At 35.7% G+C, this 24,430-nt stretch carries 25 protein-coding genes; 23 read left to right on the forward strand and 2 right to left on the reverse strand.

The window, feature by feature from the left end:
* Nucleotides 1-47 precede the first annotated feature (47 nt).
* The 6 genes from ABS916_RS08150 (at nt 48) to ABS916_RS08175 (ending at nt 4,997) form a co-directional block, all read left to right on the forward strand.
* The gene (locus tag ABS916_RS08150) at nt 48-482 is read left to right on the forward strand and encodes a VOC family protein (RefSeq protein ID WP_350451404.1); all 435 of its coding nucleotides are present in this window, start codon (nt 48-50) and stop codon (nt 480-482) included.
* Nucleotides 483-755: 273 nt separating this feature from the next.
* Nucleotides 756-1,754 (forward strand): LLM class flavin-dependent oxidoreductase, encoded by a 999-nt coding sequence (locus tag ABS916_RS08155; RefSeq protein WP_350451405.1) that lies wholly within the window; start codon nt 756-758, stop codon nt 1,752-1,754.
* Nucleotides 1,755-2,052: 298 nt separating this feature from the next.
* Nucleotides 2,053-2,775 (forward strand): amino acid ABC transporter ATP-binding protein, encoded by a 723-nt coding sequence (locus ABS916_RS08160; RefSeq protein ID WP_350451406.1) that lies wholly within the window; start codon nt 2,053-2,055, stop codon nt 2,773-2,775.
* Nucleotides 2,776-2,806: 31 nt separating this feature from the next.
* Nucleotides 2,807-3,631, forward strand: a complete 825-nt coding sequence (locus ABS916_RS08165; RefSeq protein ID WP_350451407.1) for a transporter substrate-binding domain-containing protein — start codon at nt 2,807-2,809, stop codon at nt 3,629-3,631.
* Nucleotides 3,631-4,341: an amino acid ABC transporter permease gene (locus ABS916_RS08170; protein WP_350451408.1), complete on the forward strand. Its 711-nt coding sequence runs from the start codon at nt 3,631-3,633 to the stop codon at nt 4,339-4,341. The genes ABS916_RS08165 and ABS916_RS08170 overlap by 1 nt, the downstream gene beginning before the upstream one ends.
* Nucleotides 4,338-4,997 (forward strand): amino acid ABC transporter permease, encoded by a 660-nt coding sequence (locus ABS916_RS08175; protein ID WP_350451409.1) that lies wholly within the window; start codon nt 4,338-4,340, stop codon nt 4,995-4,997. The genes ABS916_RS08170 and ABS916_RS08175 overlap by 4 nt, the downstream gene beginning before the upstream one ends.
* Nucleotides 4,998-5,055: 58 nt before the next feature.
* Here ABS916_RS08175 and ABS916_RS08180 read toward each other — a convergent pair whose 3' ends face one another.
* The gene (locus ABS916_RS08180; RefSeq protein ID WP_350451410.1) at nt 5,056-5,910 is read right to left on the reverse strand and encodes a DUF72 domain-containing protein; all 855 of its coding nucleotides are present in this window, start codon (nt 5,908-5,910) and stop codon (nt 5,056-5,058) included.
* A gap of 235 nt (nt 5,911-6,145) precedes the next feature.
* Between ABS916_RS08180 and ABS916_RS08185 the strand changes: the two genes are divergently transcribed.
* From ABS916_RS08185 to ABS916_RS08260, 16 genes are all read left to right on the forward strand, one after another.
* Nucleotides 6,146-6,985, forward strand: a complete 840-nt coding sequence (locus tag ABS916_RS08185) for a Cof-type HAD-IIB family hydrolase (RefSeq protein WP_350451411.1) — start codon at nt 6,146-6,148, stop codon at nt 6,983-6,985.
* A gap of 232 nt (nt 6,986-7,217) precedes the next feature.
* Nucleotides 7,218-9,242: a methionine--tRNA ligase gene (metG, locus tag ABS916_RS08190; protein ID WP_350451412.1), complete on the forward strand. Its 2,025-nt coding sequence runs from the start codon at nt 7,218-7,220 to the stop codon at nt 9,240-9,242.
* 79 nt (nt 9,243-9,321) lie between these two features.
* Nucleotides 9,322-10,089 (forward strand): TatD family hydrolase, encoded by a 768-nt coding sequence (locus tag ABS916_RS08195; RefSeq protein WP_350451413.1) that lies wholly within the window; start codon nt 9,322-9,324, stop codon nt 10,087-10,089.
* Nucleotides 10,089-10,655 (forward strand): ribonuclease M5, encoded by a 567-nt coding sequence (gene rnmV, locus ABS916_RS08200; protein WP_350451414.1) that lies wholly within the window; start codon nt 10,089-10,091, stop codon nt 10,653-10,655. The genes ABS916_RS08195 and rnmV overlap by 1 nt, the downstream gene beginning before the upstream one ends.
* Nucleotides 10,642-11,535 (forward strand): 16S rRNA (adenine(1518)-N(6)/adenine(1519)-N(6))-dimethyltransferase RsmA, encoded by an 894-nt coding sequence (rsmA, locus tag ABS916_RS08205; protein WP_350451415.1) that lies wholly within the window; start codon nt 10,642-10,644, stop codon nt 11,533-11,535. Before rnmV ends, rsmA begins: the two co-directional genes overlap by 14 nt.
* A 157-nt stretch (nt 11,536-11,692) precedes the next feature.
* Nucleotides 11,693-11,950 carry a Veg family protein gene (locus tag ABS916_RS08210; RefSeq protein ID WP_013709871.1) on the forward strand — a complete coding sequence of 86 codons (258 nt, stop codon included), beginning with the start codon at nt 11,693-11,695 and terminating at the stop codon, nt 11,948-11,950.
* Between the two features lie 104 nt (nt 11,951-12,054).
* Nucleotides 12,055-12,444 (forward strand): VOC family protein, encoded by a 390-nt coding sequence (locus tag ABS916_RS08215; RefSeq protein WP_350451416.1) that lies wholly within the window; start codon nt 12,055-12,057, stop codon nt 12,442-12,444.
* A 212-nt stretch (nt 12,445-12,656) separates the two neighbouring features.
* A complete protein-coding gene (gene ispE / locus ABS916_RS08220; protein ID WP_350451417.1) occupies nt 12,657-13,508 on the forward strand; it encodes a 4-(cytidine 5'-diphospho)-2-C-methyl-D-erythritol kinase in 852 nt (283 codons plus the stop codon).
* A 175-nt stretch (nt 13,509-13,683) separates the two neighbouring features.
* Entirely contained in the window at nt 13,684-14,637 is a 954-nt protein-coding gene (locus ABS916_RS08225; protein WP_502880592.1) for a metal ABC transporter substrate-binding protein, read from the forward strand.
* Nucleotides 14,638-14,695: 58 nt separating this feature from the next.
* Nucleotides 14,696-15,403, forward strand: coding sequence for a metal ABC transporter ATP-binding protein (locus ABS916_RS08230; protein WP_350451419.1), 708 nt, complete (start codon nt 14,696-14,698; stop codon nt 15,401-15,403).
* A complete protein-coding gene (locus tag ABS916_RS08235; RefSeq protein WP_350451420.1) occupies nt 15,349-16,179 on the forward strand; it encodes a metal ABC transporter permease in 831 nt (276 codons plus the stop codon). The genes ABS916_RS08230 and ABS916_RS08235 overlap by 55 nt, the downstream gene beginning before the upstream one ends.
* A 244-nt stretch (nt 16,180-16,423) precedes the next feature.
* Nucleotides 16,424-17,242 carry a pur operon repressor gene (purR, locus tag ABS916_RS08240; protein ID WP_350451421.1) on the forward strand — a complete coding sequence of 273 codons (819 nt, stop codon included), beginning with the start codon at nt 16,424-16,426 and terminating at the stop codon, nt 17,240-17,242.
* 241 nt (nt 17,243-17,483) lie between these two features.
* Nucleotides 17,484-18,851, forward strand: coding sequence for a bifunctional UDP-N-acetylglucosamine diphosphorylase/glucosamine-1-phosphate N-acetyltransferase GlmU (glmU, locus tag ABS916_RS08245; RefSeq protein ID WP_350451422.1), 1,368 nt, complete (start codon nt 17,484-17,486; stop codon nt 18,849-18,851).
* Between the two features lie 105 nt (nt 18,852-18,956).
* Nucleotides 18,957-19,946 (forward strand): ribose-phosphate diphosphokinase, encoded by a 990-nt coding sequence (locus ABS916_RS08250; protein ID WP_350451423.1) that lies wholly within the window; start codon nt 18,957-18,959, stop codon nt 19,944-19,946.
* Nucleotides 19,947-20,125: 179 nt separating this feature from the next.
* Entirely contained in the window at nt 20,126-20,557 is a 432-nt protein-coding gene (locus ABS916_RS08255; protein WP_350451424.1) for a NusG domain II-containing protein, read from the forward strand.
* A 190-nt stretch (nt 20,558-20,747) separates the two neighbouring features.
* On the forward strand, nt 20,748-22,091 hold the full coding sequence (locus ABS916_RS08260) for a M20 family metallopeptidase (protein ID WP_350451425.1): 1,344 nt from the start codon (nt 20,748-20,750) through the stop codon (nt 22,089-22,091).
* An 80-nt stretch (nt 22,092-22,171) separates the two neighbouring features.
* Here the strand turns inward: ABS916_RS08260 and ABS916_RS08265 are convergent, their stop codons facing one another.
* Nucleotides 22,172-23,146, reverse strand: a complete 975-nt coding sequence (locus ABS916_RS08265; RefSeq protein ID WP_350451426.1) for an L-lactate dehydrogenase — start codon at nt 23,144-23,146, stop codon at nt 22,172-22,174.
* 645 nt (nt 23,147-23,791) lie between these two features.
* Between ABS916_RS08265 and pth the strand changes: the two genes are divergently transcribed.
* Entirely contained in the window at nt 23,792-24,367 is a 576-nt protein-coding gene (pth, locus tag ABS916_RS08270) for an aminoacyl-tRNA hydrolase (protein WP_350451427.1), read from the forward strand.
* The last annotated feature ends 63 nt before the right edge of the window (nt 24,368-24,430 follow it).

Here is a 24,430-nt window from a genome sequence, read left to right on the forward strand (position 1 = left end):
GATGGTATACTATAAGTGATAAAAAATAGTACTAGGAGGGTGCATAAATGATCACAGGAGTTGAAATTGATTTTGTTGTAAAAGATAGTAAAGCAGCTTTGGAACAGTACAGCTCCATTTTTGAGGTTGTAATAGTTGAGGCAACAGATTTTAAAGTAGGAAACAACGAAGCAGTTTTCACAATTTATGGTACTCGTTTCCATATGCTCGATGAAAATCCTGAATACCAATTGTTTGCACCAAAAGAAGATAGTAACCAATCATTTTGGTTTAATGTAGTGGTACCCAATATTCAAGTAGTATTTGATAAAGCAGTTGCTGCAGGAGCAACAGTTATTCAACCAATTACAAAAATGGAGGAAATGGGTATTTCAAATGCAATGTTTTTAGACAGCTTTGGTTATGTTTGGATGCTGCACGAAATCCATCAAGAAGTATCTTTTGAAGATCGTGTGAAAATATTAAGCGAAGATTTTGAATAAGAACTAATTTCTACAAAAAAACGTAGAATATCTTGTGAGATTTGGTTTTTTACCTAATCTAATAGGGTATTCTTATCTTTGTTTCGTTTTTTTTTTTAATGATTTCCACAGTAGCTAACCCGTGTGTATAGAAATAATACCCGTGTTTCTTTATAATGATGAACATGGGAACAAAAATAACTATTACTGTGGCAAACTGTGGCAAAAAAAGTTAGACAGATACGAGTTAAAAGTGATTACAAAAGTGTTCGGATAATGAAGGAGTGGAAAGTAGTGAGATTAAGTGTCTTAGATCAAGCACCTATTACAAGTGGAAATACAGCTGCAGATGCTTTAGCAAAAGCTGAAGAACTAGCTATTTTAGCGGATGAATTAGGGTACACACGTATGTGGATGGCAGAGCACCATGGAACAAATGGTTTTGCAAGTTCAGCTCCTGAAATCACTGCAGCTCATTTAGCGGCAAAAACAAAAAATATTCGAATCGGCACAGGTGGAGTCATGATGATGCATTATTCACCTTTGAAATTAGCGGAAGTTTTTAAAACGTTAAGTGCTTTTTCGCCAGGACGAATCGATTTTGGAGTAGGTCGTGCTCCGGGTGGCGATAATAATTCTATTTATGCTCTATCAGAAGGTCGTCAGCCGATGTTGGACAATATGTATGAAAAATTCGATACCGCATTAAAATTAATCAATGATGAAGTGCCTGAAGAACGAATATACACCCGAACAATTGCTACTCCTTCACATATTCAGTTGCCTGAAGCTTGGCTACTTGGTTCGAGCGGCAGCAGTGCGCGGAAGGCAGCCCAAATGGGAGTAGGTTATTCGTTTGCTCAATTCTTTATGGGTGGAATGACAAAAGATATCTTGGATGAATACAAAGTTAATTTTCAACCCTCTGCATTTATGGACAAACCATACATCAATGTAGCGTATCTTGTTACAACAGCTGAAACTAGAGAAGAAGCAGAATATGAAGCTAAACCACAAGATATTGCACGTCTATTGATGAGAAAAGGACAGATGGGTCAATTGCTGACACCTGAAGAAGCACAACATTATCCTTTAACCGAAATTGATCAATTAACAATAAAACAAGGACGCGAATTACATTTAGTAGGTACACCAAAAGAAATCGCTGCAAAATTATTAGAAGATCAAGAGAAATATGGTTTTGATGAAGCAATGATCTGTAGTATTCCCCATTCACAAGAAAAACGCTTAGATGTGTATCGTTTATTAGCCAAAGAATTACTAAACAAATAATAAATCACCTCCACTTCCAACCAAGGAATAGTCATTGGTTGGAAGTGGTTTTTTTATTTTTTAATAAAATAATGAGAAAGATGATAATTTTTTAATGGTGTTTAAACAGGGTAAATAAAGGATTTTTAGACTTTTTGTATTAAGTCCATGTGAGAAAACGTTACATGATTAAGGTATATGTTAATTGATTTCTCATAAATGTGTATTTATACTATTGATTTAAGCAGCAAGAAAGACCTCGCCTGCTTAAAAAATTACTAATTACCATCAATGTTTTTGTAAAGGAGATGATACAGAGTTGATCAAGCTACAGAATGTAAATAAATATTTCGGCGACCACCATGTACTAAAAGATGTTAATTTAGAGGTGGCTGAAGGGGAAAAAGTCGTTATCATAGGCCCTTCTGGTTCTGGAAAAAGTACCACAGTTAGATGTATGAATTTTCTTGAGGAACCTACGACAGGAGAAGTCTATATAGATGGCAATCAAATAACAGAAAAAAACAAATTAGAAATGGTGCGAAATTCTTCTGCAATGGTCTTTCAACAGTTCAACCTTTATCCGCATATGACGGTGTTAGGAAATCTGACAATTGGACCTATAAAATTACAGAATAAATCAAAAAAAGAAGCAGAAGAACTGGCTTATCGATATCTAGATATCGTAGGGTTGCGAGAAAAAGCAACAGCATACCCTTCAACACTCTCAGGAGGCCAACAACAAAGAGTCGCTATCGCTAGATCGCTCTGTTCTGAAAAGAAAATCATTCTATTTGATGAACCTACATCTGCTTTAGATCCAGAGACGGTTCAAGAAGTATTGGATGTTATGATCAAACTATCTAGCATGAACATTACAATGGTCGTTGTGACCCATGAAATGGGATTTGCTAAACAAGTAGCAGATCGGGTCATTTTTATGGATGATGGAACCATTTTAGAAGTAGGGCCACCAGAGCATTTCTTTGAAAACCCTACACATGAAAGAACAAAAGAATTTTTAAGTAAAATTTTAAGATGAAAAATAAAGATATCCTTAGGAGGAAAAACAAATGAAAAAAAGAAACTTATTAGCAACAGTCATTTTGTCTAGTGTATTATTTTTAGGTGCTTGCTCGTCAGATGACGGTTCAACAACAGAAGCAGACACACCAAAAGGGTCGGATCAAGTAACGATTGAATCAATCAAAGAAGCCGGCGTTTTAAAAGTAGGAGTAAAAGAAGATGTTCCAAACTTTGGGCTGAAGAATACAGATACAGGAGAAATAGAAGGATTTGAAATTGATATTGCTAAAAAAATTGCTGAAGACATTTTAGGCGATCCAGATGCCATTGAATTAACGCCTGTTACGGCTAAAACACGTGGTCCATTATTGGATAATGGCGAAGTTGATATGGTTATCGCCACTTTTACAGTTACTGAAGAACGCAAAGAAACATATAATTTCTCAGATGCGTATTATGAAGATGCAGTTGGTTTACTAGTGAAAAAAGACAAAAACTATGAAGGTTTAAAAGATATGGATGGAGCAAATGTTGGTGTGGCACAAAGTTCTACAACGTCAGAAGCCATCACATCAGAAGCTGAACAATATGATATCACAGTAGAATTTTCAGAATATGCTACTTATCCAGAAATTAAAGCAGCGTTAGACTCAGGTCGTGTAGATGCATTTAGTGTGGACAGATCTATTTTGGCTGGTTATTTAGATGATTCAACTGAAATTTTGCCAGACCGTTTCGCAACGCAAGATTATGGAATCGCAACAAAGAAAACAAATACGGAGTTAGCAGAGCATGTAAATGGGTTGATCACTACTTGGGGAGAAGATGATACTCTTAATGGATTGGTTACAGAGTGGGGATTGAGTGAATAATGAAAAGTACAAATCCATTCGCTCTTTGGAGATGGGAGGATCTTTTTCAAAATTTTGATAATTTTAGTTCTGGATTTTTAAGAACACTCCAAGTGGCCATCTTAGCATTAGCTTTATCATTGATAATCGGAATCGTGATTGGGATATTATCAACTGCCCACAATTTGATTCTGCGTTCGATTGCACGAGTATATGTCGAAATTTTTCAAAATATCCCTCTTGTCATTCAAATTTTCTTTATGTATAACGGATTAGCAATGGCAGGATTGGTCTTGAGCGAGTTTACGATTGGGGTAGTAGGGGTTGGGTTGTATCATGGAGCTTACATTGGTGAAGTGGTACGTGCGGGTATTTTATCTGTTCCTAAAGGCCAGCAAGAAGCTGCGTATGCTCAAGGATTTAGTTATACACAAACCATGCGCTACATCATATTGCCACAAATGGTTAAAGGTATTTTGCCTCCATTAACCAATCAAGCGGTCAATTTGATAAAAAATACTTCTGTGTTGGCTATTATCGCAGGAGCAGACTTAATGTATGCAGCGGACTCTTATGCTTCATTTAGCTTGAATTATGGACCATCCTATGTGGTTGCAGGATTGCTTTACTTCATTCTCTGTTTCCCGCTGGCTACGTTCTCAAGGAAATACGAAGAGAAATTAAAAAAGAATGATTCCTTAGTTGTGGATATTCCGGAGGTGATGGAATGATGAACTCCATAGAAACCGTTTTTACACGGCCTAACGTATTGTTCTTGTTAGATGGATTGTGGACTACATTGTTGATTTCTTTATGTGTGGTGATCCTTTCAATCGTGTTTGGAACACTCCTAGGGTTGATCAGAAACTATGAAAAGAAGTTTTTCGGAAAAATAGCTGGATTTTACATCGAGTTATTCCGTAATACGCCATTGTTACTATGGATGCTCGGTTGTGCTTTCCTGATACCAGGAAGTACGATATTAGTGAAAGCTTCCATAGCGTTGTTTCTTTATACAGCTGCAGTAGTGGCAGAAATTGTGCGTGGCGGATTAAATTCGATACCGAAAGGACAATTTGAAGCTGCTCATTCTCAAGGGTTTTCATTTTTTCAAACACTAGTGTATATTATTTTGCCACAAACCTTCAAAAAAATTATTCCTTCTTTACTGTCACAAGTGATTACAACTATTAAAGATACGTCATTTCTTGCTGGACTAGGAATCATGGAATTTACACGAAGTGGCCAAGTTATTTTAGGAAAAGTAACAAAAACTTCTGAAGTGTTTTTGATTTATGGTTTCTTAGCAGTTGTTTATTTTATTATTTGCTTCGCATTGTCGGTTTTAGTAAGGAATTGGCATGAAAAAAATTCTGAAAATGTATAGTGTATATAATTTTAAAAAAACGGACTCTTAATGGGTCCGTTTTTTTTCTATAAAATTATTAAAAATCTTCCTCAAATAAATTCAATTCGGTTTGTTGTGGAGCAAGATGATCAAATGTAAGCTGTAATTTTTTTTGCAATTGTTTTGCATTTTTCGCGGCATGTCCACCAGAATTATTGTTGAAAATAACGGCAACTTCTTTTGACTCTGTTTCTAATTGGCGAATAATGGTTACGAAATCATCCAATTCAGAAGAACTGTAATCATAAAGTGTTCGTTTTTCCCGCCAATTGGGTCCACTGGCATCTAACCAACCTTCATAGTTTTGCCCGTGCAAGCGAAACAGTGTGAGTTCGTCGTTGGTCCCTTTGACGGTTAAAGGAACGCTATTTCCGGGGGTCTGAGGTTGATCGACAACAGTGTGAATAAATTGTTCTTCCGTTAAAAAAGCCAATGTGTTTTCTTTATTCGTGTCACTGTACCAGCTAGAATGACGAAATTCGATCGCTATTGGTAGTTCACCCATGTATTGACGGACTTTCCTTAAATACTGAACGTGTTCTTTTGTACAATCAAAATAAGGTGGAAACTGAAATAGAAAAGTTTTGATTCGATGCGCGGTGATCATAGGTTCAAAAATCGCAATGTAATGCTCGAACATTTGTTGTTCAGTCGGGAAAAATTTCAGCCAATCTTTGTGTAACGTCATCGCTTGAAAAGCTTTAGGGATAAATTGAAAAGTAGCTGGTGTTTTTTCTATCCATGAGAAAATGTTTTTATCAGGAGGAATAGCATAAAAGCTGGTATCCAATTCTACAAAAGGGAAATGTGAACTATAATCTTCCAATCGTTTCGATTTTCGGACGGTTAGTAAGTCATGATCAGACCAACCCGTTAAACCAATAGAAATCATTGTGACTCCTTCTTTCTTGAGTAATAAATCATTAGCCTTATTGTACCGCAACCGTTATTATTAAGGAAAGTAAAAGCTTTTTATAAAATTTATCACTTAAATGGATAGAAAGAAACACAATTGAAGTATATTAAATAACAATACGAATGTTTCACGCGAAACATTTTGTTTCACTGCGATTGATACAAAATAAAAATGGCAGTAGTTGAATATGAAAATCAGAGGAGCACTTAAAATGTATAAGGTTATATTTTTTGATATTGATGGAACATTATTAACAGATAAAAAAAGAATTCCAGATTCTGCTAGAAAAGCTATTCAAGATTTGAAGAAAAAAGGGATTATACCAGTTATTGCCACTGGAAGAGCGCCGTTTAGAATTGATGAAATTCTAGCATCCTTAGACATTCAAACACATATCACATTGAACGGTCAGTATGTTGTGTATGAGGGAGAGGTGATTCACCAAAATCCATTGTCGGTGGATTCTGTTAAACGACTTGCACTAGCTGCAGAAACAAATAAGCAACGCATAGCGTTTTGTGGAAGCGATGAAATATTAGGGACTTCTATGGTTACTTTTGGACAAAAAGGATTATTGAAAAAAATGATTCAGCAAGTTCCAATAGCTCCACCTAAAAAAGTGATGCAATTGCTTATGCGCTATGTTGGCTCTTCTAAAAGAGTGAAGCCGATTTTGCCACATTACTATGAAGACCGAACCATTTACCAGTGCATCATCCATACAACAGAAGAATATGATGCTTTTTACCAAGAAGCTTTTCCGGATTGTCATTTCACACGATGGAATCCCTATTCAGTAGATGTGATCTCGAAAGGAATGTCTAAAGCAGTAGGCATTCAAAAGTTAATTGAACATATAGGTATCGATATAAGTGAAACAGTCGCATTTGGAGATGGATTGAATGATATTGAAATGTTGCAGGCAGTAGGTATGGGAATAGCCATGGAAAATGGACGTACAGAGTTGAAAGAAATTGCAGATGACATTACAGCATCTCCAGAAAACCATGGCATTTTAAAAGGTTTACAAAAATTGAATTTAGTACCGTAAAAAGTCTTGGAAATATCAGGGGAAACTTTAGTTAAGATATAAAGAATTCATGCGCAATTTCCTATTTTCAGTAGTTTTCTGTGGTATACTATTTCAGAAAGCTTTTGAGAAAAATCAATTTAAATAAAAAAGCACCCTACTCATTTTTTATCTAAACGTACCTTCTTTTCTAAAAGAGTGTTTGATAGATGGTTAGAATGGAGTAGTTAAACCTACTAAGGAGGCACCTAAAGTGACTGAGAAAAAAACATTTTATATTACAACACCTATTTACTATCCAAGTGGAAAATTGCATATTGGAAATGCCTATTCAACAATTGCGTGTGATGTTATGGCACGATACAAAAGGATGCAAGACTTTGATGTTTTTTATTTGACAGGTAGCGATGAGCATGGTCAAAAAATTGAAAACAAGGCCCAAGAATTAAACATTACGCCTCAAAAATATGTCGATCAAATGGCTGAAGGCATGCAAAAATTATGGAAATTATTAGAAATCAGCAATGATAAGTTTATCCGCACAACTGATCCTGCACATGAAAAAGTTGTCGCAGATATTTTTGAACGCTTTTTAGCGCAAGGAGATATTTATCTTGATGAATATGAAGGCTGGTACTCCGTTCCAGATGAAACTTTTTATACCGAAACACAATTAGTGGATATTGAACGTGATGACCAAGGCAACATCGTTGGCGGGAAATCACCAGATAGCGGACATCCCGTAGAGTTAATCAAAGAGGAGTCTTATTTCTTTAGAATGAGTAAGTATTCGGATCGTTTATTGGCGTACTACAATGAACATCCAGATTTCATTCAACCTGAATCGCGTAAAAATGAAATGATCAATAATTTTATTAAACCTGGTTTGGAAGATTTAGCTGTTTCACGTACGACATTTACTTGGGGAGTTAAAGTACCAAGCAATCCGAAACACGTTATTTACGTATGGATCGATGCATTGGCAAATTACATTACTGCACTTGGCTACGGTACAGATGATACATCATTGTTTGATAAATTCTGGCCAGCAGATGTGCATATGGTAGGAAAAGAAATTGTTCGTTTCCACACTATTTATTGGCCAATTATGTTAATGGCTCTAGATTTGCCATTGCCTAAAAAGATATTTGGCCATGGCTGGTTGTTGATGAAAGATGGCAAAATGTCTAAATCAAAAGGAAACGTTGTTTATCCAGAAATGCTAGTAGAACAGTATGGATTAGATGCTTTGCGTTATTACTTAATGCGTGAAGTGACATTTGGAAGCGACGGTGTATTCACTCCAGAAGACTTTGTTTCTCGTGTGAATTACGACTTAGCAAATGACTTAGGAAACTTGCTCAATCGTACAGTTGCGATGATCAACAAGTATTTCGATGGAGAAGTTCCTAAATATTCAGGAAACGTTACAGAATTCGATGCTATCTTAAAAGAAACAGCAGAAAAAGTTTGTGCGGATTACCAAAACGAAATGGAAAATATGCAATTTAGTAGTGCATTAAGCCATGTTTGGGTATTGATTTCACGTGCCAATAAATACATTGATGAAACTGCACCATGGAAATTAGCAAAAGAAGAAGAGAAGACAAGCGAATTGGCGAGTGTCATGGTTCATTTAGCAGAAACGCTTCGTATTTCAGCTATTTTATTGCAACCGTTCTTGACTCATGCACCTAAAGAAATTTTTGCTCAATTGGGAGTAGAAGGAGAATTTGCTGGAAATTGGTCAACCGTTCAATTTGGCTCATTCCCTGAAAATACTACAGTGATCAAAAAAGGTACACCTATATTCCCACGTTTAGATATAGATGTAGAAGTTGCTTACATTAAAGAACAAATGGCAGGTGTTCCTGATCAACAAGAGCAAGAAGCTGAAGAGGAAACGAAATGGGATCCTTCAGAAACTATTTTAACATCAACAAAAGAGAAACAAATTAAGTACGATGATTTTGATAAAGTTGAATTAAAAGTCGCTGAAGTTATCGATTGTCAAAAAGTAGAAGGAGCAGATAAGCTCTTGAAATTCCGTTTAGATGCAGGGGATGAGGGTCATCGTCAAATTCTTTCTGGTATTGCAGAGTGGTATCCGAATCCAGAAGCTTTGATTGGCAAAAAAGTTGTGATCGTTGCGAACTTGAAACCGCGTAAAATGCGTGGAGAGGTCAGTCAAGGAATGATTTTATCTGCTGAAAAAGATGGGAAATTACAAATTATTGAAGCGCCAATTGAAGCACCAAATGGATCCGAAGTTGCTTAAAATCTTATAAAACGAATGCCCTGCTGGAACTCATTTAGCAGGGTGTTTCTGTTAACGATGAACAAGAAAGGATGATACGATGTTATTTGATACGCATACGCATATTAATGCAGAAGAATTTGATCATGAAGTTCCTGAAACTGTGCAGCGTGCACTTGAAAACGATGTGAGTAAAATGGCTGTAGTAGGGTTTGATACTGAAACGATTGAAAAATCGATAGCCTTAAGTAAGGAATACAAAGAAGTGTACAGTATTATTGGTTGGCACCCTACTGAAAGCTATTTGTATACTGAACAAATTGAAGAGAAGTTGTATCAACAATTGAAATTGCCAAAAGTTGTGGCTATGGGAGAAATGGGTTTGGATTACCACTGGGATACTTCTCCAAAAGATGTTCAAAAGGATGTCTTTCATAGGCAAATGCAAATTGCCAGAGAGTTGAACATGCCTATTAGTATTCATATGAGAGATTCAATTGAAGATACTTATGAGATACTGAAAAAAGAACATGTTGAAGATATTGGCGGTATTATGCACAGTTTTAGTGGCGATACACTTTGGATGGAACGTTTCTTAGACTTAGGCATGCACATTTCTGTAAGTGGCGTTATCACGTTTAAAAATGCGCCTGAAGTAAGAGAAGTAGCTAAAGCTGCGCCGTTTGATAAATTATTGATTGAAACAGATGCACCTTACTTAGCTCCGATGCCTTATAGAGGAAAACGCAATGAACCGGCTTACGTGAGATTTGTAGCGGAAGAAGTGGCTAAGCAAAGAGGCGTTAGTTATGAAGAAGTGGCTCAACAAACAATGCAAAATGCTAATCGCTTGTTTAGGTTAGCTTAATGGAAAAAATAAAAGAAATTATAGTTGTTGAAGGCCGTGATGATACAAGACGCATTTTGGAATCGGTTGAAGCAGATACTATTGAAACAAACGGTTCAGCTATTGATGAAGAAACGTTGAAGCTAATAAAAAAAGCTCACGAAACAAGAGGTGTTATTGTTTTTACAGATCCCGATTTTCCTGGTGAAAAAATCCGGAAAATCATTTCTCAAGCTGTTCCCGGAGTGAAACACGCTTTTTTGACAAAAGATGAGGCTAAAGCAAAGGGCAAGGGCAGCTTAGGTATTGAACATGCTTCACCTGAAGCGATACGTACAGCATTATCAAAATGCTACACCGAAACCATAGCTAAAGAGTCGCTCATTTCACAAGAATTGTTAATGGATGCTGGCTTGATCATGGGGCCTTTTGCTCGAAAGAGACGAACAAAATTGGGTGAAAAACTTAATATTGGTTACACTAACGGAAAACAACTTCAAAAGAGATTGCAAATGTTTCAAATCTCACCTGAAGAAGTTGTAACAGTGATGCAACAAATTTTGGAGGAAGAAAATGACAACACATAAAGATATCGCAACCCCATCAAGAACCAAAGAGATAATGGAAAAATATGGCTTCTCAGTAAAGAAAAGTTTAGGACAAAATTTTATTGTGGATCCTAACATTTTAAGCAATATTGTAGCAGCGTCTAATATTGACAAAAACACAAACGTTATTGAAGTTGGTCCCGGTATAGGTGCTTTAACGGAACATCTTGCAAGAGCGAGTAAGGAAGTTATTGCTTTTGAAATTGATAATCGTTTATTACCAGTATTAGCGGATACGTTAAGTCCGTATGATAATGTTTCGATTGTTCATAGTGATGTATTGAAAATCAATTTACAAAAAACCTTGCCAGAAATGATTGATTTAGAGGAACCTTTAGTTGTGGTAGCTAATTTACCTTACTACATTACAACGCCTATCATTATGCATTTCTTAGAGACACCTGTTCGAATCGATGGATTAACGATTATGATGCAAAAGGAAGTAGCCGAAAGAATAACAGCTGCTCCTGGCAGCAAAGCTTATGGATCATTGTCTATCGCTATCCAGTACTACATGGAAGCTGAAGTCGCTTTTATTGTTCCTAAGACAGTCTTTGTACCACAACCAAATGTTGACTCTGCCATTATTAAGCTAACAAGAAGAGCAACACCAAGTGTAACAGTTAAGAATGAAAAGTCTTTTTTTGCACTTGTTCGTTCGGCTTTTGTGCAAAGACGTAAAACACTTTGGAATAATTTATTAATCAGATACGGCAAAGAAGATTCTACTAGAGAAAAACTAACCCAAGCATTAGAAGTCGCAGGCATTGATCCAAAGCGTCGTGGGGAAACATTAAGCCTAGAAGAATTCGGCCGATTATCAGATGCAATCGATGAGATTGTATTAAAAGAAGATTAATTTTTATTAAGTCTAAATAGATATGCTAGTGGTACCAACGACTTTTAAAGTGGGTAATATGAGAGAATTATTATTTGTACCAAAGGTTTTCTTGTGGTATACTTGTAAAATTTCATTTTATATGTTACAATGGCATCAGACGAGTGAGGTGAATCTGATGCCAAGTACATTAGCAGACATTAAAGAAAGCTTAGATGATCATTTAGGTAAGAAGATTATGTTGACCGCGCAAGCTGGTCGTAAGAAAAAAACCGAACGCAAAGGTATTTTAGCTGACACATATCATTCAGTGTTTGTTGTTGAGCTAGATCAAGAAGAAAATGCATTTGAACGTGTCTCATATAGTTATACAGATGTTTTAACTCAATCTGTAGAAATTGAATTTATTGAAGAAGAAAAACGCCAATTAGCTTAAGCATTAAAAGAGAATAGAAAACAGTTGACGAGCTATAAATGGCTCGTTTTTTTTGTACCATCGAAAGAGAACCGATAATTTTTAGTATTGGGGGATCAATAAGAATGGGGAATATTCATCATATAGAATTGAATGTTTCTGATTTAGAAATATCCATTCGTTTTTGGGGCTGGTTTTTAGAGGAATTAGGCTATCAGCCTTTTCAAGTTTGGGATAAAGGAAGAAGTTGGAAAAAAGACGAAATGTATCTGGTGTTTGTTCAAACAAAAGAACAGTTTATTTCTGAAGGTTACCATAGAGGGCATACAGGTCTGAATCACTTAGCGTTTCAGGCAAATTCCAGACAGCAAGTAGACAATCTAGCGAAAAAACTAGAAGAAAAAGGTATTGAAATTTTGTATAGAGATCAACACCCATTTGCTGGTGGAGAGCAGCATTATGCAGTTTTTTTTGAAGATCCAGATAGAGTTAAAGTGGAATTTGTTGCCCCTTGAATATAAAAAGAAGAGATCTGAGACGAAATGTTTCAGGTCTTTTTTTATTGATCTAAGTAGTTTATGTGTAATTAACCTATTAATAAGTCAATAACTTGCCATTTTTTTTAATATTTAAATTAAATTATGGCTTTCATGCTTTTCAAATCTTTTTATTTAAGCTAGTATGTTCTACAGACAATACAAATACTGAGGAAAGGAGTGAAGTGTAAATGGAGATTATAGAAAAGGCTCCTGCTAAAATCAATTTAAGTTTAGATGTTTTGCATAAAAGAGAAGATGGTTACCATGAAATGAAGATGGTAATGACTTCAGTTGATTTGGCAGATCGCATAGTGCTAAAAACAATTGAAGAAGATCGAATCGTTATTCACTCAACTAATGGCTTTTTGCCATTAGATCAACGAAATCATGCATATAAAGCTGCAAAGTTGTTAAAAGATACCTATCATATCGAAAAAGGCGTCGATATTACTATAGAAAAGAATATTCCAATCGCTGCTGGTTTAGCCGGTGGTAGCAGTGATGCGGCTGCTACTTTAAGAGGACTGAATCGTTTGTGGGATTTAAAGTTAACAAAAGATGAGCTAGCTACTCTGGGAGAAAAAATTGGCTCAGATGTTCCCTATTGTATTTATGGTGGAACCGCGTATGCTACAGGTCGTGGTGAAAAAATTCAACAAATAAAAGATGTCCCTCAGTGCTGGGTAGTGCTAGTTAAGCCTAAAAAAGGTATTTCGACTTGGACTGTTTTTGAAAATCTTTCATTTGATCAATTGGTTCATCCGGAAATACCCCAAATGTTGACTGCTATTCAAGACAATGATTATAGCCAAATGGTTGATAGCACTGGTAATGCTTTAGAAACTGTATCGGCTGTAAAGCAACCCGATATCAAACGAATCAAAAAGAAGATGATTCAATTTGGTGCAGATGCGGCTTTGATGAGTGGAAGTGGCCCTACAATCTATGCTTTATGTAAGAAGTATTCTAAAGCTCAGCGAGTTTATAATGGTTTAAAAGGTTTTTGTAATGAGGTTTACTTAGTGCGAACACTAAAATAACTAGATCAAAGATGTGAAAAGCTCTCTTGTTTTGATAAGAGAAGTTCACGTCTTTTTTTTCTTGACGTGCAATGTAGATAATGATAAGCTACATAAGGAATTTTAAATAGTAATGATTACGATTTAAAAAATATAAACTAAAAAACTTTAATTAAAGATAAGTCTGAAGGAGGATATGCGTTCGATGGATATGAACAAGAGAATCGGGTTAATGACTCTAGCATCTATAGTAATGATGCTAGTAATAGGATGTGGGAATCAAGAAAATACACAACCGGAAACAGATAAATTAAATGTGGTTACAACGTTCTACCCAATGTATGACTTTACAAAGAATGTTGCTGGAGATGAAGCTGAAGTAACCTTATTATTAGAAGCAGGGACAGATACTCATGGTTATGAACCGAGTGCCAAAGAAGTTGCTGCTATTTCAGATGCGGATGTATTTGTTTATAATAGTGAGGAAATGGAAGTCTGGGTTTCAAGTGTTTTAGAGAGTATAGATACAGAAAATACAGTGATCGTTAATGCAAGTGAAGGCATTTCTTTCTTAGAATCAGCAGAAGAAGAACATCATGACGAGAATGAAGAAGAAGGCCATCACCATGAAGTTGATCCTCATATTTGGTTAGATCCTGTGCTTGCTCAAGAGGAAGTAACGAATATCAAAGAAGGATTGGTTACTGCAGATCCAGAGAACGAAAAAATATATGAAACAAATGCAACACAATACAACGAAAAATTACAGGCATTGAATCAAGAATTTACTAACGCCTTTAATGATGCAACGAAACGTGTTTTTGTGACCCAACATGCAGCTTTTGCATACTTGGCGAATCGTTACGATTTGGAGCAAGTTTCAATTGCTGGAATTTCAACCGAAGAAGAACCGAGTCCAGCTAAATTAGCTGAATTACAAGATTATATAAATGCGAATGATATCCATTACATTTATTATGCAGAAACATCTTCTAGTAAAATTGCAGAAACACTCGCTAATGAGACAGGGACAGAGTTAGAAATTTTAAATCCAATTGAAGGCATTACAACTGAGGATCAAGAAAAAGGGACAGACTATATTCAACTAATGAAAAATAATCTAGCTGCGCTTCAAAAAAGTATTCATTAAGGAAACGGAAATGGGTGTAAGAAACCTTTCCTATAGATAAAAGAAAGAAGGGGTGTTCATGCATTACGTTGAAGTAAAGGACTTATCTTTTTATTATGATGAAGAACCAGTTTTAGAAAACATTTCCTTTACGGTTGATCCGGGCGAATTTGTTATGCTAACAGGAGAAAATGGTGCGGCAAAATCTACGTTATTGCGTAATATTTTAGGTTTGCTTCAACCAACGAAAGGAACAGCTAAGATTTCTGCTGTAAATAGAAGAAATGAACCTTTAGCAATTGGGTACATTCCGCAACAAGTGGCCTCTTTTAATGCTGGTTTTCCTAGTACAGTATTGGAGTTGGTTCGATCTGGTCGTTATCAAAGAGGAAAATGGTTCAAACGTTTAGATGCAGAAGACCATGTACATGTAGAACGTTCATTGAAATCAGTAGGTATGTGGGATTTACGCCATAAAAAAATTGGGGAACTCTCTGGGGGACAAAAGCAGCGTATTTCGCTAGCCCGTATTTTTGCTACAGATCCAGATTTATTTGTTTTAGATGAGCCAACTACTGGTATGGATCTAGACTCCAGAACAGAGTTTTACGAATTATTAAAACACAATAGTGAATTTCATGGCAAAGGCATTTTAATGGTAACGCATGATCATGAAGACATAAAAAAATATGCGGATAGACACATTCAGCTTATCCGAAAGGAGGATTCACCATGGAGATGTTTTTCTATGGATTCATGCAGCGAGCATTCCAATCTGCATTCTTGATTGCTGTTATTGCTCCTATTCTAGGATTATTTTTAGTTCTTAGAAGGCAATCATTGATGGCAGACACGTTATCACACATTTCTTTAGCTGGAATTGCGTTAGGGTTATTTTTAAATGTCAATCCAACCTTTATGACTTTAGTTGTCGTAGTGATTGCAGCTGTGATCATTGAGTATCTAAGCATGCTGTACAAATCTTATTCGGAAATTTCTATCGCTATCTTAATGTCTGCTGGAATGTCCGTAGCACTTGTTTTAATGAGTTTGAGTAGTGGTGGATCCACGACTACTATTCAACAATACTTATTTGGTTCAATTGTGACGATCAGTCAACAACAGATTTACTTGTTAGTGGCCTTATTTGTAATTGTTGTTGGTTTGTTTTTAGTCTTTCGTAGACCAATGTATGTATTAACGTTTGATGAGGATACTGCTTTTACAGCTGGTTTACCGGCACGGACGATGTCGATCCTTTTTAATGTGATCACGGGGGTTACTATCGCAGTTGTTATGCCTATTGCAGGAGCCTTACTAGTATCAGCCATTATGATTCTGCCAGCGGCTATTGCTATGCGCATCAGTAAAAGTTTTTATTGGGTCATTTTTGTAGGCATTCTTGTAGGTATCGTAGGAATGTTTTCAGGTTTAACGGTTTCTTATCAATGGGGTACTCCACCAGGTGCGACGATTACCTTAGTATTTATCGTTATTTTTATCCTTACAACAGGGACAATGAAAATCTTACAACAGATGAAATACAAAAAAAGCCGTTCTTAAAGAATAGCGAATAGGTAAAAGGGTTGAGAGTCTTCTCAACCCTTTTTTTGCATGCAAAAAGTAAAAGAAAGGGAATACGAAGGTTCGTGTTTTTTTTTATGAGAAACCATTAATAAAAACGAACATTTTTATAATAATACTTAAAAAGCTACCCTTTTATATGGAAAACGCGTATAATGATGTTTGATAGAAATAATGACCTGGCAAAACCTAAGAAAATGAGACTATAGAAAAGGTGAAAATAATGAAAATAAAAAGAAGTGAACGATTGATCGACATAACGCGTTATATGTTGGAGCGACCGCATACGTTAGTGCCACTTACCTATTTTGCGAACCGTTACGACTCTGCTAAATCTTCTATTAGTGAAGATTTAAGTATCGTGAAAAAGACATTTAGAGAACGAGGCACAGGAACTTTGGAAACAGTCCCTGGAGCAGCAGGAGGGGTACGCTACATACCCGAAATTGCAGAAGATGAAGCTGAAGAATTTGCAAAAGAAATGTGTGAACGTTTATCTGAATCAGATCGGTTACTACCAGGTGGATATGTTTATTTATCTGATTTACTTGGACAACCAAGTGTTTTACGTCAAGTTGGAAAAATTATTGCAACGAAGTATTTAGAACAACCTATTGATGCTGTAATGACAGTAGCAACAAAAGGGGTTCCAATTGCTCAAGCAGTGTCAACATACTTGAATGTACCATTTGTTATTGTACGTAGGGATTCTAAAATAACAGAAGGTTCTACTGTAAGTGTGAATTATGTTTCTGGATCATCTGATCGTGTTGAAAAGATGGAATTATCTAAACGCAGCTTGAGACGTGGATCTCGAGTATTGATTGTAGATGACTTCATGAAAGGCGGAGGTACCGTTAACGGTATGAAGAGTTTGATTGAAGAGTTTGAAGCAGAGCTAGTGGGCATCACAGTTTTTGCTGAATCTACTTTTAGTGGCAATAGAATGGTAGATGAGTATACATCACTTTTATGTGTAGATGAAGTGAACGTTCGTGAAAAAACAATTCATGTACAACCAGGAAATTATTTTACCAAATAAAAAAATAGCGAGGATAAAGGTGAATCTAGTACCTTTGTCCTCGCTATTTTTAGTCGGTGTTTTCTTTCTTATAGTTAATTTGTAACAGAAGGGTAACCTATCCAATCCACATTACTTCTTGAAAACTGATTATGTATAAGCTATCATAAATTAGGAGACTTTGTAGTAAAAAAGTCTTAGCTTAATTAAACTAAAATGAACAATAAAAAAAGAAGAACAAAATGAGATAGGAGTTTATATAATGCCACAACGTTACGCAGTGATATTAGCAGCAGGACAAGGTTCAAGAATGAAATCTAAGTTGTACAAAGTGTTGCACCCGGTTGCAGGTAAACCAATGGTTGGACATGTAGTGAGTCAAGTTGAAGCTGTAGGTGCAGATAAAATTGTAACAATCGTTGGAGTGGGCGCTGAGAAAGTAAAAGATTATCTTGGTTCGCGTTCTGAATATGCTATTCAGTCTGAACAATTGGGAACAGGACATGCTGTTATCCAAGCTGAAGAACTATTAAAAGATAAAGAAGGAACGACATTGGTTATTTGTGGAGATACACCACTTCTAACTGCTGAAACATTAGCACATTTATTTGATAATCATCAAGAACAAGGGGCAAAAGCAACTATTTTAACGGCACATGCAGAAAATCCTACTGGATATGGTCGAGTGATTCGTAATGAATTAGGAAATGTCGAAAAAATAGTGGAACAAAAAGATGCGAGCCCAGAAGAACTACAAGTACAAGAAATCAATACTGGAACCTATTGTTTTGATAATCAATTATTATTTGAAGCTCTTAAACAAGTTGGGAATGATAATGTTCAAGGTGAGTACTACTTACCAGATGTAATTGAAATATTAAAAAAACAAGAATACGTCGTTTCGGCTTATAAAATGGACAATGAAGAAGAAGCGTTAGGTGTAAATGATCGGGTTGCTTTAGCTGAAGCAACAAAATTAATGCGAAGCCGTATCAATAAAAAACATATGCAAAATGGGGTTACCTTTATTGACCCGGCAACAACGTATATTGATAGTGAAGTCGAAATTGGTTCGGATACGCTTATTGAAGCAGGTGTCAGTCTTAAAGGGACTACCGCTATTGGAGAAGATTGTTTTGTTGGTTCAAATTCTGAAATTTCAAATAGCAAAATTGGTAACAATGTTCGTATAACAAGTTCCACTATTAAAGATTCTGAGATGTCTGCTAACAGCAACATTGGACCTTACAGTCACTTGCGTCCAAATAGCAAAATTGGAGATTCAGTTCATATTGGAAACTTTGTTGAAGTCAAAAATGCGACAATTGCGGAAGATACTAAAGTAGGGCATTTAACGTATATTGGTGATGCTGATTTAGGGAAAAATATTAACATAGGTTGCGGTACTATCTTTGTTAATTATGATGGAAAAAATAAACATCGTACAACTGTTGGAGATAATGTATTTATAGGCTGTAACGCTAACTTGGTTGCACCCTTAACAATCGAAGAGAATGTTTACATTGCTGCGGGTTCAACGATAACTAAAGATGTACCTACTGAATCACTTGCGATTGCACGTGCTCGTCAAGAGAACAAACTGAACTATTTTGACCGTTTGCCACATTAAAAATTGAATAAAAACTCTTTAAATACTTGATTTTCAGGTGAGAAGTATCTACTATTAATATGATATGAAGTAAATAATTTGTAAATAAAGAAAGTGGAGGTCACTATGTCAGAACAATATTTTGATCCAAAGTTAAAGATTTTTGCATTAAACTCAAATAAACCATTAGCGGAAAAAATCGCTAAATCGGTAGGAGTAGAATTAGGAAAACTATCTGTGGATCAATTCAGCGACGGAGAAATTAGAATCAATATTGAAGAAAGCATTCGCGGAGCACATGTTTATATCATCCAATCAACATCTAGCCCCGTAAATGACAACTTAATGGAACTATTGATTATGATCGATGCTTTAAAACGTGCAAGTGCATCAACAGTTAATATTGTTATGCCTTACTATGGTTATGCAAGACAAGACCGCAAAGCTCGTTCTAGAGAACCCATTACTGCAAAACTTGTTGCTAATATGATTACAGCTGCTGGAGCAGATCGTATGCTGACATTAGACCTACATGCTGCTCAAATCCAAGGCTTTTTCAATATGCCTGTTGACCACTTGGTAGGTGCCCCTCTTTTAGCAAATTATTTCTTAACACAAGGAATCGTTACGGAGGCAGAAGACGTAGTTGTTGTTTCACCAGATCATGGTGGCGTAACACGTGCGCGTAAACTAGCTGAGTTCTTAAAAGCTCCAATTGCTATTATTGACAAACGTCGTCCTAAAGCGAATGTGGCGGAAGTTATGAACATTATTGGAAACGTAGAAGGCAAAAAATGTATCTTGATTGATGATATGATTGATACTGCTGGTACGATTACGTTAGCTGCTCAAGCTCTTTCAGAAGCAGGAGCTACTGAAGTTTATGCATGCTGTACACATCCTGTTTTATCAGGTCCAGCCATTGAACGCATTCAAAATTCAGCAATCAAACAATTGATTGTTACAGATTCAATTTATCTTCCTGAAGATAAAAAAATCGACAAGATTGTTGAAGTAAGTGTCAGCACTTTACTGGGTAATGCAATTACGCGTATCCATGAAAATAGATCTGTTAGTCCTTTATTTGAAAAAAAATATACAGGTGTAATAGACTAAGTTAACAGATTTTATGCTCAAATGAATTGAAGAAATGTGATAAGGAAAAAGAAGTTTTCTTATCACATTTTTTGTTGTAAAAGAGAGAGTCAACTAGTCTATTACCAAACTACTTCAAGTACACTATCCTTAACGCATTAGCTTCTTAGTAAAAATTCAGAGAAGTGGAGTCAAAAGATATGAAAAAATTTAAAGATCAATTAGAATTGGTTCGTCCTTTTGATGGTATAATTATTATTCTGTTATTACTAGGATCATTCATACCACTTATTATCTTTGGTCAATCTACAAAAAATCTAGATGAAAATAGTTCTATTTATGCCGTAGTGTCTATTGATGGTGAACCAGTTAAAGAAATAGAATTAACAGAAGATACCCCTCAAGAAACGTTTACTTTTTATCCAGCAGAAGGACAATACAATATTGTTGAAGTTGATGGAACGAAAATTCGTAATAAAGAAGACAACAGTCCAGACCAAATTGCTGTAAAAACAGGTTGGATCAGTAAACCTGGTGAAACGGCAATTTGTCTACCACATAAATTGATTATTGAAATCAAAGCTAAGGATTCTTTAAATGAAACGGATGATGATGTGATTGTTCCGCTTTAAAAAATAGTTCACAACGAATGAATAATAGTCGTTGTGAACTATTTTTTTATGCAATTAAATAACTTTTTATGTATATTAAGTGTTTAAAAAGAGGTGAAACTGTATTAATTTGCAAATTAATGCGTATAGAAGTATACTATACGCATTATCTAATGGATTAAAAAACTTAAAAGTGAGAAGGAGTTAGGGTATGGATTCTATGATTAAAGAAGTACATAAAAAAGAAAGTCTTTTGGCCTTGCAAAAATTAATTGCTATACCATCTGTGAATACATCAGATGGTACGACGAACCCACCTTTTGGTCAAGGAATTGCAGATAGTTTAGAAGAAATTTTAACGATTTGTACGAGTTTAGGAATGTCCACATTTAGCGATCCTAAAGGTTTTTATGGTTATGCTGATTATGGTCAAGGAGAAGAATTGGTTGGAATCCTATGTCATTTAGATGTGGTTCCTGAAGGGAATCTATCCTTATGGAAAACCGATCCTTTTGAAGGTGTAGTGAAGGATGGTATTATCTATGGTCGTGGAAGTCAAGACGATAAGGGGCCTACAATTGCTGCGCTGTATGCGTTTAAAGCAGTGGTTGATGCAGATTTGACTTTTAATAAACGGATTCGTTTTATATTTGGGACAGATGAAGAAACCCTTTGGCGTTGTATGGATCAGTACAACTTGAACGAAGAAGCACCTACAATGGGCTTTGTTCCTGATGGTGTCTTTCCTTTAACGTACGCAGAAAAAGGGTTGTTGCAGGCTAAGTTAATAGGACCTGGAAGTAAGGATCTTGTTTTACATTGTGGTGAAGCATCAAATGTTGTTCCGGGAAAAGCAAGCTATACCGGTCAAGATGCAAACGAAATTGCCGAAACCTTAAAAGAATTAGAAACAGATTATGTATTATCTAATCAAACGGTTACTGTAAATGGAAAAGCTGTTCATGCAAGTACAGCTGAAATTGGAATTAATGCTATAAATAAATTAGCTCAAGGTTTAACCGCTCATTACGCTCACCCGGCAGTAAAATTTCTAGCGGAAAAAGTTGCAAATGAAACAAATGGCTTTAGTATCTTTGGAGAAGTTAAAGACGCGTTAACTGGAGAACTAACCTTTAATGTAGGTAGTATTCACATAGATGAAGCAGGTTCTGAAATTGTTTTAGACTTACGAATTCCTGTTAAGTACACAATAGAAGATATGGCTTCACTGTTGGAGAAAACAGCCAATGAATACAAATTGATTTATGAAGAATACGACGCTGTTCCATCATTGTATATTCCGAAAGAAAGTCCGCTCGTTCAAACGTTAATGGCTATTTATCGTGATAAAACAGGTGACTTAACTGAGCCGACTACTAGTGGCGGAGCAACCTATGCTCGGAAAATGACCAATATGGTAGCTTTTGGTGCTCACTTCCCATATACAAAAAGCCTAGCTCATCAAGAGAATGAAGGAATGAAATTAGAAGAGTTTTATTTGGCGATGGACATTTATGCAGAAACAATTGCTCAATTGTGTTGTGAAGACTTCTAAAGATCGTTAATAAAAAACTTTATCATAAAAAAACAGGACTAGTTTTATGCTAGTCCTGTTTTTTAAATTAAAAATGCTTATTAATTTTCTTTTTCCAATGCTTCAAAAGCATCAGCAGTGACTTTTTTTAATGTAGATGCAGATAAATTCATTTTATCCATTTCAGAATCATTTAATGGAATCTCGATAACACGTTGGATTCCTTGTCTGTTAATGATTGCTGGAGCACCAATGTATACATCTTTTTGTCCATATTCTCCGTTTAAGTAAACTGAAAGAGGCAATACAGCATTTTCATCATTAAAGATGGCTTTTGTAATCCGAGCAAGAGATACAGCAATACCGTAGAATGTAGCACCCTTTTTCTGAATAATATTGTATGCAGAATCTCTTACGCTAAAGAAAACATCGACAAGAGCTTGTTCATCAGTATTTGGATTATCTTTGATCCACTCAGTGACGCTAAGTCCAGCAATGTTTGCATGAGACCATACAGGGAACTCTGTATCTCCGTGTTCACCTAAAATGTAACTATGAACGTTACGTGTATCAACGCCAGTTAGTTCAGCGATAGCCTGACGGAAACGAGCTGTATCAAGTGAAGTACCTGATCCAATTACGCGATTTTTAGGAAGGCCAGAAAATTTCCAAGTTGCATAAGTTAAGATGTCTACAGGATTTGTTGCTACTAAGAAGATACCATCAAAGCCACTATCCATTACTTGACCAACTAAGCTTTTGAAAATTCTTAGATTTTTTTGTACTAAGTCTAAACGAGTTTCACCTGGTTTTTGAGCTGCTCCGGCTGTAATTACAACGATATCTGCGTCATGGCAGTCGCTATAAGTTGCTGAATAGATTTTTTTAGGAGAAGTAAAAGCTAAAGCATCTGATAAATCAATAGCATCTCCTTCTGTTTTGGCTGTATTGATATCGATGATTCCTAATTCTTGAGCAATATTTTGAGTCACTAGAGCAAAAGCATAACTAGAACCAACTGCTCCATCTCCGATTAAAATTACTTTTTGGTGGTCTTTTACTTCTTGTTTAGTCATGATGCAACAAACTCCTTTATGAATAAGATTCTTAATAAAGATAGTGTAACACTTAACAAACTTTTTGTAAATCGAAATTTTGAAAATAAATACAAAGTGACAACGATTGATTTATAGACTTTTTTTGTCAAATTAACTATGTGAAAAAACAATCTATCTTTTTCCTTCAAGCAAGTTCAACTGTCCAATTGTACTAGATAACGCGTTCGGCCGAAACAAGTAGTGAAAAAGCGAAAGTCGTTTGTATACTTTCGCTTACATCATACAACTAAAGTACAGTATTTCAAAACGAAAAGTGATGAAGAGATGATAATTTGAAAATAAAAAGATTAAAACCATTAAGCAATGTTTTTTAAAACTAATGGGTAGTAAGAGAAATAGGGCAATAACAACGATTGACCGATTAGTGCGTAATAGAAAGATAGAATGAAAAAGTATGAAGGGAGAGCTGCAAGTCTTTTGAGAGGCAATTTGGGAGGGGTTAGACATAAAGATTAAAGAAAAACCCATTGAACTGTGTTATACTATATAAAATTGTTACTGGACGAATTTTTTTCGTGCGGCACTTTTTTGCGTAAAAATGCTTAATATTCGTTGAATGGATAAAAAAGAAATGTGAAATAATCAACTGGAGTGTACTAAATAATGAAAATGATTGTTGGCTTGGGAAATCCTGGCGCAAAATATAAAAATACAAAACACAATATTGGTTTTATTGCAGTGGATGAATTTGCGATTCAGCATAACATGGAGTTTAGTAAAACGAAATTTGAATCACTGTATGCAGAAGCATTTGTTGGAACTGAAAAAGTTCTTTTAGTAAAACCACAAACATTTATGAATGATTCGGGAAGAGCTGTTCGGCAGTTAATGGATTATTTTAATGTGGATGTAGAGGACTTAGTTGTAATTTACGACGATTTAGATTTGCCTGTTGGAAAATTACGTTTACGTCAAAAAGGTAGTGCAGGTGGACACAATGGGATTAAAAGTATTATTCAACACATAGATACATCAGACTTCAACCGTATTCGAATTGGAATTGATCGTCCAATAGGGAAGCAAACAGTTATACAGCATGTGTTAAGTGGTTTTCCTAAAAGTCAGCACGAAGAACTGTTGATTACCATAAAAGATTGTGTAGCAGCGGTAGAGTATTGGATAGAAGGACACCCATTTTTAGAAGTTATGAACCAATTTAATAAAAAAAAGAACGCATAAACAATTAGTAAAATGTGAAATTAAAAAAAGCAGTGAAGCCCAGAAAATTCTGAGCTTCTTTTG

Source organism: Carnobacterium sp. (assembly GCF_040274945.1).
Lineage (GTDB): Bacteria > Bacillota > Bacilli > Lactobacillales > Carnobacteriaceae > Carnobacterium_B.